14 protein-coding genes are annotated in these 15,992 nt (G+C 44.4%); 3 read left to right on the top strand and 11 right to left on the bottom strand.

Translation table 11 applies throughout. The annotated features are described in order from the left end of the window. The first annotated feature begins 65 nt into the window (after positions 1–65). Entirely contained in the window at positions 66–2,126 is a 2,061-nt protein-coding gene (locus FO442_RS11525) for a T9SS type B sorting domain-containing protein (protein WP_144333345.1), read from the top strand. Between the two features lie 19 nt (positions 2,127–2,145). Here FO442_RS11525 and FO442_RS11530 read toward each other — a convergent pair whose 3' ends face one another. The 3 genes from FO442_RS11530 to FO442_RS11540 form a co-directional block, all read right to left on the bottom strand. Beyond that, positions 2,146–3,021 (bottom strand): hypothetical protein, encoded by an 876-nt coding sequence (locus FO442_RS11530; protein ID WP_144333346.1) that lies wholly within the window; start codon positions 3,019–3,021, stop codon positions 2,146–2,148. Next, the gene (locus FO442_RS11535; protein ID WP_144333347.1) at positions 3,008–4,135 is read right to left on the bottom strand and encodes a hypothetical protein; all 1,128 of its coding nucleotides are present in this window, start codon (positions 4,133–4,135) and stop codon (positions 3,008–3,010) included. The genes FO442_RS11530 and FO442_RS11535 overlap by 14 nt, the downstream gene beginning before the upstream one ends. Positions 4,136–4,221: 86 nt before the next feature. Next, entirely contained in the window at positions 4,222–4,725 is a 504-nt protein-coding gene (locus FO442_RS11540) for a hypothetical protein (RefSeq protein WP_144333348.1), read from the bottom strand. A gap of 145 nt (positions 4,726–4,870) precedes the next feature. Between FO442_RS11540 and FO442_RS11545 the strand changes: the two genes are divergently transcribed. Together FO442_RS11545 and FO442_RS11550 are read left to right on the top strand one after the other, a co-directional pair. Next, positions 4,871–5,407 (top strand): hypothetical protein, encoded by a 537-nt coding sequence (locus tag FO442_RS11545; protein ID WP_144333349.1) that lies wholly within the window; start codon positions 4,871–4,873, stop codon positions 5,405–5,407. A 41-nt stretch (positions 5,408–5,448) separates the two neighbouring features. Beyond that, on the top strand, positions 5,449–5,907 hold the full coding sequence (locus tag FO442_RS11550) for a YehS family protein (protein WP_144333350.1): 459 nt from the start codon (positions 5,449–5,451) through the stop codon (positions 5,905–5,907). Between the two features lie 247 nt (positions 5,908–6,154). Here the strand turns inward: FO442_RS11550 and FO442_RS11555 are convergent, their stop codons facing one another. The 8 genes from FO442_RS11555 to thiC form a co-directional block, all read right to left on the bottom strand. After that, entirely contained in the window at positions 6,155–8,743 is a 2,589-nt protein-coding gene (locus FO442_RS11555) for a YCF48-related protein (RefSeq protein WP_144333351.1), read from the bottom strand. Between the two features lie 580 nt (positions 8,744–9,323). Next, positions 9,324–10,034, bottom strand: coding sequence for a HesA/MoeB/ThiF family protein (locus tag FO442_RS11560; protein ID WP_144333352.1), 711 nt, complete (start codon positions 10,032–10,034; stop codon positions 9,324–9,326). After that, positions 10,027–11,253, bottom strand: a complete 1,227-nt coding sequence (thiH, locus tag FO442_RS11565) for a 2-iminoacetate synthase ThiH (protein ID WP_144333353.1) — start codon at positions 11,251–11,253, stop codon at positions 10,027–10,029. Before thiH ends, FO442_RS11560 begins: the two co-directional genes overlap by 8 nt. A 50-nt stretch (positions 11,254–11,303) precedes the next feature. Continuing rightward, a complete protein-coding gene (locus FO442_RS11570) occupies positions 11,304–12,068 on the bottom strand; it encodes a thiazole synthase (protein WP_144333354.1) in 765 nt (254 codons plus the stop codon). Next, complete coding sequence (locus FO442_RS11575; protein WP_144333355.1) at positions 12,061–12,690, bottom strand: thiamine phosphate synthase; 630 nt, start codon at positions 12,688–12,690, stop codon at positions 12,061–12,063. The genes FO442_RS11570 and FO442_RS11575 overlap by 8 nt, the downstream gene beginning before the upstream one ends. Beyond that, positions 12,680–13,438, bottom strand: a complete 759-nt coding sequence (locus tag FO442_RS11580; RefSeq protein ID WP_144333356.1) for a hydroxymethylpyrimidine/phosphomethylpyrimidine kinase — start codon at positions 13,436–13,438, stop codon at positions 12,680–12,682. Before FO442_RS11580 ends, FO442_RS11575 begins: the two co-directional genes overlap by 11 nt. Next, positions 13,439–14,041, bottom strand: coding sequence for a thiamine phosphate synthase (locus tag FO442_RS11585; RefSeq protein WP_144333357.1), 603 nt, complete (start codon positions 14,039–14,041; stop codon positions 13,439–13,441). Beyond that, positions 14,041–15,888 carry a phosphomethylpyrimidine synthase ThiC gene (gene thiC / locus FO442_RS11590; RefSeq protein WP_144333358.1) on the bottom strand — a complete coding sequence of 616 codons (1,848 nt, stop codon included), beginning with the start codon at positions 15,886–15,888 and terminating at the stop codon, positions 14,041–14,043. Before thiC ends, FO442_RS11585 begins: the two co-directional genes overlap by 1 nt. Positions 15,889–15,992: the final 104 nt, after the last annotated feature.

Genomic DNA, 15,992 nt, shown 5'->3' on the forward strand with positions numbered 1-15,992 from the left:
TAATCCTTGAAGCACCCATCCGTTGCTGAAACCAGGTTCGATTAGCGATTTTTTTCATTAAAACAATGCGCGCTCTTCACGTACTATTTTGTTTTTTGTTTGCCGGAATTCTCCAGGCAAACGCCCAAATGTTAATTGTTAATGAAGTTTCCCAGGGAAGCGGTACCCAGGAATATGTTGAGTTTATCGTTGCGGGAACCCCTTCCTGCCAGACTCCGGCACCTTGTGCCGACCTACGGGGAGTCGTGATCGATGACAACAACGGTACATTCGCTTCCGGAAGTGGTGTAGGAATCGCAGCGGGGGCAGTACGATTTGCCAACAATGCATTTTGGAGCTGTATTCCCCAGGGAACCTTGATCGTCGTTTATAATGATAATGACCGGAACGGTGCGATCCCTCCGGATGATTTGAGTATGTCGGATGGAAACTGCCGCCTGATCGTTCCGATCAGTTCGAGTTTGTTTGAAGGCCAAAGCACGAGCCCGAACAGTTCGAATACCGCTTATCCTCCCAATGGAAGCTGGATCGCTGGAGCCGGAAACTGGAGCCAGGTTGCGATGGCAAACGGCGGAGACTCGTTTTTAATCATGGCAAATATCACTGCTTCTCCCTATCACGCTGTGAGTTGGGGAAGTAACAATGCAGCTACTTTTATTTATTTCAGCGGTTCTGCAAGTGGAAAGGTATTTTCGCTAACGGGCAACAATCCGTTAACTCAAGGCAACTGGACATCCGGGAATGTGGGCACAGATGAAACCCCAGGAAACCCCAACAGTACAGCAAACAGCGCATGGATCGCCTCAATGAATCCTCAATGCGGAGTTTCCAGTGGCGGCCTTCAGGCAACGGCAAGTGCCACTCCAACAGGTTGTGGTCCTTCATGCAACGGAACCGCAAACGTAACCATTTCAGGAGGAAGCGCTCCTTACACCATTCTTTGGTCGAACGGTACAACAACTGCAAACATCAGCAATTTATGCGCTGGAATATATACAGTTCAGGTAACAGATAACGGTGGCTGTTCGATCAGTGCACAGGCCACGGTTACAAACGGGGCGAGTTCGATCAACGTTTCGGTCAGCTCATCAAACGAAACCTGTGCCGGAGCTTGTGATGGCAGTTTGACGGGAACACCTTCCGGAGGAACCGCTCCTTATTCCTATTTGTGGTCTGATAATAGCACACTGACGACTATTTCCAATAAATGTCCGGGAACGTATTCCGTGACAGTAACAGATCAAAACGGGTGTTCGGGAACCGCTTCAGGAACCATTGCAGCCGGATCCCCTATTCCTGATGCAACCATACAGACAACCGGCCCATTCTCAACAACCGATTCACCAATCCAATTTGTTGCAAATTCAACAGGTGGAACCTGGTCTTCTGATTGTGGAACCTGTATCTCAGCTTCCGGTTTATTTAATCCTGCAAATGCCGGAGCCGGAACATATCAGGTTTGCTATTCGGTAGGAAGCGGAGCTTGTACCGACCAAGATTGTAAAACGATTGCGGTAACCGGATGTACTCCACAAACCACGAGTGAATCACACAGCATGTGTCCGGGAGACACCTACACCTTCAATGGTCAGACTCTGACTGATGCGGGAGCCTATCCGGTTGTATTTACCGGTCAGAACGGGTGTGACAGTACACACACATTGAATCTTTCTATTTTTACAGTAACTCCGACCTCACAAACACTGACACCTTGCCAAGGGGATTCCGTTTTGATTGAAGGAACCTGGTACTACGAATCAGATAATGCGGTTATAGCTGTTACGGATGGAAATGGATGTCCGACGACGCACACCACACAAATTATCTTTGAAGACTGCAGCATCGAAGACTACGCCGTTTTTATTCCGAATGTCTTTACACCGAATAATGACAACATCAATGATTTCTTTGCTATCAGTATCATGGGAGGTTATCTGACGGAGGGATTTATCATCAACCGCTGGGGAAATATTGTCAAGGAATTCCATCCGGACGATTTGAAATGGGATGGAAAAACCAACCAAGGACAATTTGTTCCTGATGGCGTTTATACCTACGTTTTTATCGTATCGGATAACAACGGAGGTAAAACCCGGTACCATGGTTTTGTGACGATGATCCGATAAACGATTAATCGCGCCGCTACTATTTTACACGAATTCCTATCACATTTGGCAAAGGCCAAAATGTTTCGTTTGTATCTTTTGCATACGTTCCTGAAACGTAACTTCCTACTTTCTGCAGACAAAAATCCCCGATACTTGCATATAAACTGGTTTCGGGACCTCCTTCCATGTAGATCGCATTGTGCAGTGGTGTCGGGAATTGTTTCATAAACGCGATCATCTGGTTGGGTGCAAAGGGCGAACGATTGAAAATAATGATCAGGTTTCCCTCCTCATCGTGTGCACAGACCAACATACTGCACGCCTGGTTTTTCTTCCAGTTCATCGGATTTCCGGAACAATCCAGCATCCGGATTCCCTGGGCAAAACTTGCATATTTGTTCCGGATCGAATCGTACGTAACACATTGCATATCATAAACGACTGCATCCATCGCATCTACGGAATCAAGCGGATTGATTGCAAACATGACGTTCCAACCCTCTTTAAGATCTGCCTGGTTGTGATGCGCTCCGTTTTTCAACAATCCCCTGCTAACCAATGGTTTCTCCAAATCATACATTCCGGCATTGAACACAATATTCAAATTCATGGTATCAGCCCAAACATTTACCGGTTTGGAAGTACTGTCCATTCCCGAAGCCGTAAACAGGTCAAATTCCACTTGTTTCGGATCGATTTTAAATATCGTTAACTTCGAATCTCCAATCATGGACCTGACAGGAGCATCTGTTTCACAAAACTGAACACCTTTCCCGATTTGTTTCCATTCCACCACCAAATCCATAGTATCTTTCGGTCGCTTGTAAAGCGTATCGGTTCTGTCCTGGGCAAATAGCACCCCGGTGGAGCATATTAAAATAAGGGTCGCAATTCCGTTACTACCCTTTTTCATTCCAGTCAAACTTCTTCTTTTCAAATGGGAACAGATCAAAAAGTTCACCGGAATAATAGAACTGGTAGGCAATAGCTCCGAAAGAATACGGTTTTTCGTAAATCTTAATGGTTGAACCTCCGACTCTCGGATTTGGTTTTGGCTTTGATTGCGGGTACCCCACATTAAACAAAGTCGCTAAAATTTCCGGTCGCTTATCTATCGGATATCCTTCTTTTTCCCACTGCACTTTGACCTGTTTCAAAAACAGGGCTGCATACAAGTAGGAATAATAGTGATTGTGAAAATCCGTCAGGCGATCGATCCGTTCTTTGTTGATTGCAGCTGTATCCTGTCCCACAAAATCCAATAATCCTTCATACTTCGGACCCAAATAATAAATACTTCCGGGATCTTTCAGGTTGTGTTCTATGTTCATTGCTGTTTGTTCTTTGATACCGGTTACACCAAATGAAAATTGAGACTCCACGGAAAGTACCTTAAGCGGTCCGATCCATTTTTTATAGGCTTCGCGGGAAGAATTAAACAGGCGGATTTGTTCTCCGACCAGACAGGAAACAATCAAACGTCCTTCGACCCCGGTTTGTTTCGATACAGAGTCAATCAGTTTTTTATCTTTCGAAACCGCTTCTTTGAAGGTTTTCCATTCGGCAATATTCATCCATTCAAATGCACTCAGGTTGCTGACTTCCTTCGCTCTTTTGGCATTGAATTTAATTTTTGAAAGCGCCTTTTGGTATTGCTTGTTGTCCTTCAACTGCAGGTCCACCGCATCAAGCATGCGGAGCACTTCGTATTCATCTGCTCCTTTTTGAAGTACGGAAAGGATATATTGCGCATTTTGCGGGTAATATTCATTCAAAACGATGATGCGTTCCATGGCCTCATAGCGTTTCTGCACCATGGTGGCGCTGTCTACTTTGAAATCCTGGTCATACTTGTCCTGCATCTCCTGGAAATAGCGGTTGTTTGCATCTACGATACCGCCTTCTTTGGTCCATCCCATCCGGATGGCGGTGTAGGATACCGTGAGGAAAAATCCAATGGCCGCAAAGGCAAAGGTCAGGCTGTAAAATGGGATCTTAAACCATTTACTTTTAAAGAGTTTCTTCACTTTAATTTCGAATTTTCAGCAAAAGTAGCACGGATTCAACTAATTTCATTCGAATGAGCAAATAAAAATCAATCAGTTGGCACTGATCATTCTTTCAGTCTCACAAAATGACAGTATTCCGGCATGTGGAAAGGTTGAATGCCGTAACCTTCCGTACTGGGATAAGAAGAATGCAACCATAAAACTTTGTTCTCCACATCAATTTTCGACACGATGCCACAATGTCCCCATGAATTCGGATACCAGAACTGAACAAAATCTCCCGGAAGCACTTGGTGTCTATCGGTGATTTCAATCCCTCTTCCTTTGGAAACAAGTGCATGAACAACTCCTTTCGGATAAGGTGATCCATCCTTCATTTGCGCATAAACATCCTTGATACTTTCCCGTGGCTGATCGATACGGATATTGATCGTATCTTCAGAAGTGAGAGCCATAAAATGACCCAAAACCCCGATGACAAATTCCGTACAAACAGCACGTTCATAAGTTGGTGAGATTGTTCTCCCGTAAACAAAGGCCGTATCCAGAACCTGCCGGTTCAATCCGGGGCAATAAGACAAGTGAATCAGTCTGACTTTGTTGTCCATGACTCCAATAAGCGATCATACAGGTAATCAGTATACAGACGATTCTCATTCCGCAGAGACAATTTACTTTAAAGGAAAAGTAGTTTAAAATTTGATACCTTTGCTCCGGTACAATCATTGAAATTCATCTTTTAATCAATCAAAAATGCTTTCACCTGCGATCATTACATCCAATCAAATCGAACTCTCCAATTTCAAATTAAACAAAACCGGATACACCATTACTTTGGCACTGATGTATCTCACCATCCTGCTACCGATCATTATCAGTACAGTGATCCTTTCCACAGGAGGAAAACCGAGCTTCGGACTATTTATTTCCTGGGCAGTTTTCGGGTTTATAGCCTATTTCTTTTACCGTTTGGCCACATGGAATAAATGTGGAAAAGAGCTTTTTATCCTGGAAGGCGATAAACTGATTTATAAACCCGAAGCAAAGAATATTTCCTATAAACATTGGGAATTCAAATTGGATAACCTGGTCGTCTCTATTGCAGATTCTACGGACCAAATTGAGTATGAAGGAACAAATCAACAAATCGCCTGGTTGAAATTCACAGATGGTACGCAACATATTCAAACCAATATCAAAACCCCTCGATCAGTTGTCGTTGAACTGATTAGAATCTTTGAAACCTGGGGAATCAAAAACGACCTTTTATTAAATGAGATCAAGAACTGATCATTTTCAGACCTAAGCGGTTTTATTCTACCTTTGCCTTTATGGATAACAATTACATCTTTTACAAGCTGCGCAAAATCTACGAATGGGACGAGGAGAAAATCGGGAATCTTTTCAAATCGGTAGAATTCATGGTATCTCCACTGGATATTTTTGCCTGGATGAAACAGGAACAGTATGAAGGATTTAAAGCAATGCCCGATCAGGCTTTGGCAGCTTTGCTAAACGGTTTCATCGTAGATAAAAGAGGACTGAAAGACGGAAAAATTCCGGAACACGAAGAAAAGCTAACGAACAACATCATTTTCCGGAAATTGCGAATCGCACTGAATTTCAAAGACGATGACATTGTTGAAACACTTAAAAAAGCAGATATCCGTATTGGAAAACCCGAATTGAACGCCTTTTTCCGGGATCCGAAACATCCCCATTACCGGGTCTGCGGAGATCAGTTCTTGCGGAACTTTTTACGCGGATTGCAGCTGGGAAATCAGAAATGATAATCAAAAACCATTAGGGCGCAATGAATCGGGATAAGTATTCTTCACACCCAACCATTTCCAGGATATTATGATGCTATATTTCCCATAAATGCACAAATGTTGGAAGCGCTTCATGCTTACCTCACTCTGCCGTTTGTCTGCCGCTGAACCTTTAGCAGAGGCGCACCGATCTCACAATCTCTTATTGAAGATTCTACCTATGTGTTGCGGTAAACTAATAAACTGTTTTACTCAAACAAACAGATTAATTCTTAACAATGCGCTTCGTTGTTGTCCCATTCTCTGTGGTGATCTCTGCCAATAAAATACCCGCTGAAAGACCTGAAAGATCAAGTCCCTCATTAGATGTTACTGATTTTGAAAGCAATGGTTTTCCATTGATATCCCGAATGATCAGATTTGCAGTTGCTGACTGGAAACGAATAGTGATTTTATCAGATGCAGGGTTGGGAAAAATTGTTAGGCTTTCCATTTCCAGCTCTGAGGTATTCAACACTACGGTATTGTTGTCTACATATATTTTTCCGCTGACAACTAATCCTTCAAAGGGATTTTCTTCACAATAGAGACTTAATTGAATCGCATACATTCCATCTTGCCCCACCTCGTAAAGCCCGGATAACTGCAACGCACCGGAAGGCCTGATCAGTTCCCAGAATGCCAATACTGTTGTGGAGTTGACCAAAGATACCTCCTTGAGCCTAGCGTATGTGATCGTTGGAATTTGATCTGTGCAGAACTCCTGTACATTACCGAGGTAAGAAACAACTGAAGGGTCCGGAAAGCCAGTTATTTCTCCGAAAAAATAACCAGGAACAGGAATCACAAAACTCCCGTTCAGGTCGTTTCCACATGAATTATAACCATCGAGAGCATAATATCCTTCACATAAACCCGAAAGATTTATAGATGACTGAACAACCTGATCCTGACTAGTAACATGGGTAACAAATGATTCTCCTGAAACAGATGAAAGGAGTACAGAACCGTTACAATTACTGGTTGGATCCAGCGTGTAGGTATTCACCGTCATGGAATCACCGGTTGAACATTCGAATCTAAGCAGATTCCCGTCTGCTTTTGCCGCCCATGCACTATTATCCTGTGTCATCGTAATTCCGGATATTTGAATTGCAGCAGGCGTTGATTCGGGTATCCATGTGACTCCGGCATCCCACGTTACCAAAATAGTACCGTCGTAACCGGAAGCCCTTCCATGGGTAGATGAGCTGAAAGTAACATCTGTCAACACACTTGTTGTTCCGGAATTTTGCAGTGTCCAGGTATTTCCTCCATCATAGGTACTCAAAATAATTCCCTGGTACCCCACTACATAAGCTGTATCGATTGCCGGATAAGCTATATCATTGTATGCATGGACTCCAACTGTTGGAGTAATTTCGCTCCAGGTCACTGCGCTATCAGACGTTCGAAAAATCTGCTCTGTCGTGATCACTATCCCGGTATCGGCGTTTAAAAAATCCAGGGCCATGTAATTAACACCCGGATACCAATCTTCTGTCCAGTTACCACCACCGTTCACCGTTTTATAAATGTAAGACGGTCCGGCAACGTAACCTACCTGCGGAGTTGGAAAATCAATGTCCATCAGGTTAGCGCCAGCCTGCGAAATGGTGGAGTAATACCAGTTCGTACCTCCATTCGGAGTGTGAAAAGCTTTACCCTGTTCATCTACTATCCAAATATTTTGTGGGTCTGCAGCACCAATTTTAAGGAAGGCAGTTTGAACCGGGGATTCAATCAAAGACCATGTACTTCCGTTGTCTACCGTGTGCAGAACAGTTCCTCTTATCCCACAAGACCAGCCTTCCGCAGCGGAAGTAAATACAACATCTGTAAGTCCCCATCCTGATCCGGTATAGACAGAAGACCAGGTAAGTCCGGCATCCGATGTTCTTTTTATTTCTGTGAGAACAGAGGAAGCGGCCCAGCCATGCTGTGCATCAACGAAATACATACTCGAGAAGTTACGATTCCCGTTAACTGTCAAATCAGTCCAGGTGGCTCCTCCGTCTGTTGTACGGAAGCATTGCCCGTATGAAGCATTTACGAATCCGGTTGTTTCTGAAATAAAGTAAACCGATGGATAAGGCTGCATCAAGTTTTGGAATTGGGTAGAATTTTGCCAGGTCAATCCACCGTCTGTAGTTGTCATGTAAATCCCATTCTGCCCCACAAGGTGCCCGTTTTGATTACTTGTAAAAAACACATCCGTTAACCATAAACCGGAAGCATCCTGAGGTGCGGCCCAGGTTAATCCGCTGTCATGTGATACAAAGATGTTCCCAGCTCCATAATCCTCTCCAACCGCTACAATCGTATTTTCATCTACAAATTGGGCTTTGTAAATTCCACCGTTAAAATTAAAAAAGATGGTGTCCCAGGTCTGTCCGCCGTTGGTCGTTTTCAGAATTTTATATCCCGCAACATAAGCAATACCCAGTGTATCGTTTACAAAACTTACTCCTGCAAAATAATCCATACTATCAGTATAAATGGCGTCCCAATGCTCTCCGTCTGTAGTTTCATAGATACTGTGCCCACCAACTACATATCCATGGGTAGAAGAAAGCATATCAATGCCTACGGTAGCTGCATAACTGTTGTAGCTTCCCTGGAGCGACCAGGTATCTCCACCGTCGTTTGTGTGTGCAATATAACCGTTAATAGAAGTTGCCCAGCCATTGTTGAGGTCTGTAAATTCGATATCCGTAGGGCTGAACTGAGTTGCCTGCGGGACATTTTCCCAGGTAGTTTGACTCAATAGATTTCCTGAAGAAATTAAAAGATAAAGGAAGGTTAGTTTTTTCATAACTGTTAGAATGGTTATTGAAGTACAAAAATAAGGAAGTTCGGTGAATTTATTACTGCTGCGGAATTTTTTTTGACCACTAGGTACGCGAAGAACACAAGGAATAGGTAATTTGTAACGTCTCCGCCTGCGGCAGAGCCTTTTTTAATAAACCGCAACGCTTACGCAGCTGCTTGTGCCATCGCTAAAGCTAAGGAGGCATGCGATCAGCGAAGGCGTAAAGAGAAGGAGAACGCAAAGTTTTTCTTCATACCCTTTGCGCACTCCGCGTCCTTTGCGGTTAAAAAAGTTCTCGAAGAAGATACTTGCGCTCAATACCATGTCCGCAGAAGAGATCCGGAAATTAACCGGGTTGACTATTCGAGAAATGAATAAGATTTTGAAAAGGTAATCCATCTCCCCCTTTGAAGGGGGATAAAGGGGGATGGCCTGTGTGAGCGGACCTTCGGACGATAAGCCACACCTTTGGAAATCCTCACACCACCCTCCTCGGTCCTCCCGGTACTAACGTTTGGTCTTCGAAAGCTGTGCTTTCTCTTCTCAAGGGAGGAATTGGTCACTCCCCCTCAACGGAAGGGTGTTAAAACCGCAACTTCGTCATTTCCAAACTCAGCAAATCAAACACGTGAAAGGTATTTAAGTTGATTTCCAATTCAAGAATCACTTTCAACGCTTCATTGGCCATTAGCGTCCCGATAATACCGGGAACCACTCCCAAAACTCCGTTATCCGAACAATTCGGTACATCTTCTGCATTCGGCGGTTCCGGAAAAAGGTCGCGCAGATTTTTGCTTCCCTGGTGGTTGAAAACGGCCAATTGTCCCTGGAAGCCGAGAATGCTTCCGTAAACGAGTGGTTTGCCCAATTTCACGCAGGTATCGTTTACGGTGTAGCGTGTGAGGAAATTATCACAACCATCAATTACCAAATCAAATTGGGAAAGAATGAATTCCGCATTTTCGTCCGTCAGCGCACAATCAAACAATTCGATAACCGTATCCGGGTTTTGAGCTAAAGCCCGTTCCTTCGCTATTTCTGCTTTCTTTTTTCCCACATCTTCCGGACCGTACAAAATTTGCCGGTGTAAATTCGAGTGTTCAATGACATCAAAATCCACAATCCCGATTGTTCCAACCCCACAAGCCGATAAATACTGGATAAGCGGACAACCCAGACCACCCGCACCGATAACTGCCACCCGGGAATTTTTCAGTTTTACCTGTCCGAGCAATCCCACCTCATCCAGAATGGTTTGCTTCGCGTAGCGTTTCGCTTCGTTGGGACTAAACATTGGTGTCGTTTATTTTGGTAGAAATTATTGGTATCGCCACCTCCCTTTGTCTCTCCTCAAGGAGGGAAAGTGGATCCATATCCTCCTTTGAGGGAGGATTAAAGCGGGTGGTACTAAAGCTGCGGTCCCAATCTTTCCAAACGGCTTCATAACCATTATCGCGGATTAACTGTGCAATCTCTTTTACGGAGCGCTCGTCCGAAATTTCGAATTGTTCCAACGATTCCGGTTCTACCACGTATCCCCCCGGGTTGGTTTTCGAACCGGCACTCATGGTGGTTACTCCCAACGGAATCACGTGATTTCTAAAGTGCTCCGATTCGCGCGTAGAAATGGATAATTCGACATCTTCGTTAAACAAGCGGTAAGCACAGATCAGTTGCACCAACTCGCGATCTCCGACAATTACGTTGGGTTCAATAATTCCTTCGGCCGGACGCATTCTTGGGAAAGAAATGGAATACTTGGTTTGCCAGTACTTCTTTTGCATGTAATCCAGGTGTAAAGCACAGAAAAACGAATCCGTTCGCCAGTCTTCCAGTCCCAATAAAATTCCTAATCCGATCTTGTGAATACCAGCTCTTCCACAGCGATCCGGTGTATCCAAACGGTATTCAAAATTCGATTTCTTTCCTTTCGGATGGTATGCTTTATACACTTCCTGGTGATAGGTTTCCTGGTACACCAATACGGAATACACTCCCGCTTCATGCAAAACTCCGTATTCATCCTCGTCCAGAGGTTGCACTTCGATCGAGATATTCGCAAATTCATTCCGGATCAAATCCATTACCCGTTTAAAGTACGGAACATGCACTGTATGATTGGCTTCACCTGTCACCAGCAAAATGTGATTGAACCCCCGTTCTTTCAAATAGGCAACCTCCTGAAGAATTTCTTCATCCGTTAGTGTTTTGCGGCGAATTTTATTATCAAAACTAAAACCGCAATAGGTACAAATGTTGTTGCATTCATTGCTCAAATACATGGGGGTATAGAGCTGAATGGTTTTTCCAAACCGTTTCTGGGTCAATGCATTGCTTTCCTGTGCCATCTGTTCCAGGTATGGTTCGGCAGCCGGTGAGATCAGCGATTTAAAATCTTCGAGCGTGCGTTTGGATGAAGCCAGTGCGCGCTCCACATCTGCCGCCGTTTTGGCGTAAATGGAAGACTTGATTTCGTCCCAGTTGGTTGTTTTGAATAATTCTTTAAATATCATATTCTTTTTTGTTTTGGAATATGGTGGGGACACGAAGCATCGCGTCTCTATCACATATTCAAAAATCCTGTCAATGGACTGGAAGCGTTTGCAGATCGGGAGATTGCCCCCAAACCGGCTTCATAGGCCATTCTTCCGGATTCCACAGCCATTTTAAACGCCAAAGCCATCTCCTTGGGATTCGTAGCAACAGCGATTGCCGTATTGACCAATACTGCGTCTGCCCCCAATTCCATGGCATGTGCAGCATGTGATGGCGAACCGATTCCCGCATCCACGATCACCGGAACGCGACTTTGTTCAATAATAATTTCCAGGAAATCAAGCGTTTTCAATCCTTTGTTTGTACCAATCGGTGCTCCCAACGGCATCACTGCTGCAGTTCCCACATCTTCCAATCGTTTGCACAAGACCGGATCTGCATGGATATACGGCAAAATGACAAAACCCAGTTTCGCCAGTTCTTCCGTCGCTTTCAGCGTTTCGATCGGGTCCGGAAGCAGGTATTTGGGATCCGGATGAATTTCCAGTTTCAACCAATTTGTTTCCATTGCTTCGCGCGCCAATTGTGCTGCAAAAACGGCTTCTTTGGCATTTCTTGCCCCCGAGGTATTGGGTAAAAGATTGATGTGAGCATGTTTCAGATGCGCCAACAAATCGTCTGTTTCTGTTTCCAGGTCTACCCGTTTCAGGGCCACTGTCACCAATTCGGATCCGGAAGCCAAAACAGCTTCTTCCATTTGTTTGGAAGAGCCGAATTTTCCTGTTCCTAAAAACAAGCGGGACTTCAATTCTTTATCTGCTATTTTAAGCATAATTCAATGTTTGATCAATTTCACTAATTAAGGTCCTTCTGTCTGCTGCATCCGAGATCATTCCCGAAACAGCAATGCCATAAATTCCTGTTCGTTTGAGCAGGGCCACATCGCTTTGAACAATCCCTCCAATGGCATAAATCGGGATCGCCAAACCAAGTTGTTCCAATTCTTTTGCAATCCGTTGGTAACCTTCAAATCCAAGGAGTGGACTCAATTTTTCCTTGGTGGATGTAAAACGCAACGGTCCCAGTCCCACATAATTACATTTTTCAGTAATCCGCTGAATAACATCTTCCAATGTATTTGCTGTTCCGCCGATGATTTTTGCAGATCCTAAGACCTTACGGGCTTCTTCTACCGAAGCATCTGCCAATCCCAAATGAACTCCGTCCGCATCAACGGCTTTCGTTATTTCGATTGAATCGTTGATGATCAGATGCGCCTGTGCATAAGTACACCAGGTTCGTGCCTGTGATGCCACATCCAAAACAGCCTCTTTTGAACCATGCTTAAATCGGACCTGAATCATCTTGCATCCTGCTTCCAGGGCGTTCAAAATATTTTTTTTCTGTTCTTCAACCGTATCTCCATGAGATATATACTGAATCTTACTCAACATGATATGCTAATAAATATGCGTTACTGGAAAGTCTTTTTTCAATGTATTGTTTTGCCTCCTGACATGCTTCGAACAAGGGGTTTCCCCATGCCAGGTTAGAAGCAATTGCTGATGAAAGGATACAACCTGATCCATGCTTGGAATGGTAGGTTTCAGGATCTGATTTGGAGGGAATTTCTCTTGGAATTCCGCCTTCAAATAATAAGTCCACTCCTAAACGTACCGCACTGTGCCCGCCTTTCAAGAGTACATGGGTTGACTGAGCCAATTGGAATGCACCTTCAATTTCATCTTCTATCCCTGTAATTCTGCTTACTTCATTCACATTCGGTGTAATCAGATCGATCATACCCAACACCTGGCTGAGCAATTCTTCGTTCCAGCTTTCATGTAATTCAAAACCGGACGATGCTGCTAAAACCGGGTCCCAAATAATGGGAACAGAGGGAAACGATCTTTTTACTACCGTTACCAACTCCAGCAAGATGTCCAGGTTCTCAACAATTCCAATCTTAACCGCTGAAATCTCATACGTACTCAAAATCGGCTGCAATTGAGCCCTGATAGTTTGTTTATCAAACCAATCGACCGAAAGAAAATCCGTTTCAGTTTGATTGGTATTTGCAGTCAAAACGGCCATCCCCAAACAGCGATGCTGCTCGCATGTTTTTATATCTGCAAGCACACCGGCTCCCCCAGTCGGGTCGAAACCTGCGATGCTAAGAACTATGGGACGTTTGTATTTCATTTATTTATTTTCAATTGACGGATACGCGATTAATTGCGCACCCACGAATGATTCCAACGGGTTTTCTGAGTGCCAGATTGCTCCCAATAATGCCACTCCGTCAAATCCCATTCGAAATACTTCGGAAATATTCTCCTGCTGAATTCCGCCTAATCCGATCAATTTTGTTGCCGGGTTCCGACGTTTTTCCAGGTCAAATGTTACCGCTTTATAATCTATTTTCGAAATACTGTCAAACACCGGGCTCAAAAAAGCATAGGAAAAATGACCGGGTAACCCATTATATTCTTCCATACTATGCACGGAAGTGGAATACATGAACTCTTCTCTTACACCAAACCAATTCTGCTGTTTCCAGTTAAGACGGTCTCTTTCGGAATAATGAAAGCGTTTCAGCCCTATACTCTTCCCCCATTCATGATCGTGATGCAAAACCAACCCGGAATGAAACTCCGGGTCAATTTGACCGATCAATTCCAGCAACGATTCCTCACTTGCTCCATACTTTCGAATATGGAACAAATCCAACCCGGCCCCGAACAGTTGGTTGACAAGCTGTGCTTCACCGGGTTTAAAATCGCTGTCTGAAAGAACGATCAGCATTACGAATAAATTTGGCTTCCCTGCGTTCTAAATTCTTCCGATTTCTCGAACATGCCGGATTCTGCCGCATCACGAATATCCTGTGTGATCTTCATGGAACAGAATTTAGGTCCGCACATCGAACAGAAGTGAGCCACTTTCGCTCCTTCGGCAGGAAGTGTTTCATCGTGGAATTCACGCGCCGTATCCGGATCCAAAGACAGGTTGAACTGATCTTCCCAACGGAATTCGAAACGTGCCTTGCTCAATGCATTATCGCGGTACTGAGCTCCCGGATGTCCTTTTGCCAAATCTGCAGCGTGTGCAGCTAACTTATAGGTAATTACTCCGTCTTTCACATCCTTGCGATTCGGTAACCCCAAATGTTCTTTCGGAGTCACGTAACACAACATGGCTGTTCCGAACCAACCGATCATGGCTGCTCCGATTGCCGATGTAATGTGGTCATAACCCGGAGCAATATCTGTTGTCAATGGCCCGAGCGTGTAGAAAGGTGCTTCGTGGCATTCTTTCAACTGCTTGTCCATGTTTTCCTTGATCATGTGCATCGGAACGTGTCCCGGACCTTCGATCATTACCTGAACATCGTGTTTCCAGGCAATTTTCGTCAGTTCTCCCAAAGTTTCCAATTCTCCGAACTGAGCCGCATCGTTTGCATCTGCCAATGATCCCGGACGCAATCCGTCGCCCAATGAAAATGCCACGTCATACGCTTTCATGATCTCACAGATTTCTTCGAAGTGCGTATACAGGAAATTCTCTTTGTGATGTGCCAGGCACCATTTCGCCATGATAGAACCACCACGGGAAACAATTCCCGTTACGCGTTTTGCGGTTAACGGGATATAACGCAACAGTACTCCTGCATGGATCGTAAAGTAAGAAACTCCCTGCTCCGCTTGTTCGATCAGGGTATCGCGGAAAATTTCCCATGTCAGGTCTTCTGCAACTCCATTTACTTTTTCCAGGGCCTGGTAAATCGGAACTGTTCCGATCGGAACCGGTGAATTGCGAATAATCCATTCGCGCGTTTCGTGAATATTTTTTCCGGTAGAAAGGTCCATGATCGTATCCGCTCCCCAACGACAAGCCCAAACTGCTTTCTCCACCTCTTCTTCGATCGAAGAAGTAACCGCAGAGTTTCCAATGTTCGCGTTGATCTTCACCAGGAAATTACGCCCGATGATCATCGGTTCCGATTCCGGATGATTGATGTTATTCGGGATAATGGCACGACCCGCGGCGATCTCATCACGCACAAATTCAGGAGTAATGAATCCCTTTGGTGTATTCGCTCCGAAACTCTCTCCGGGGTGCTGTGCGGTCATTGCCTCGTATTGTCCGTTCAATTGACTTTTCAATTCGTCTACCCGCTGGTTTTCACGAATCGCAATGTATTCCATTTCAGGAGTAATGATTCCTTTCTTTGCATAATGCAACTGTGAAACGTTCATTCCTGGTTTTGCACGCAACGGTTTACTGATGTGCTCGAAACGCAATTCATCCAACTTTTCGTCATTTTTACGCTCTTTTCCGTAGTCAGAACTTACATCTGCCAATTCCTCCACATCTCCACGGTCCAGGATCCATTGCTGACGAATGCGGGGCAATCCTTTTTTCACATCGATCACCGCATCATTGTCTGTGTATGCTCCTCCGGTATCGTAAACTGTAACCGGCGGATTTTCTTCAACTTTTCCATTGGCATGCTTGGTAGGTGTCAGCGTAATTTCACGCATCGCCACTCGAATATCGTGGATCTTCCCTTTAACATATACTTTTTGTGAGCCTGAAATAGCACCTGTCGTGATACTTCCTGCTTCGGGTGTTTTGTCTGCTTTTTTCATTTTTTTTATTGAGTTTTATCTTGATTCATTAACACTTCCTCCTTGAGGAAGGGATAAAGGGGTGTGACTAATATGGGGTTCTCCGTCTAATAGACCACCCTCCT

Source organism: Fluviicola chungangensis (genome assembly GCF_007558725.1).
Classification (GTDB): Bacteria; Bacteroidota; Bacteroidia; order Flavobacteriales_D; family Crocinitomicaceae; genus Fluviicola; species Fluviicola chungangensis.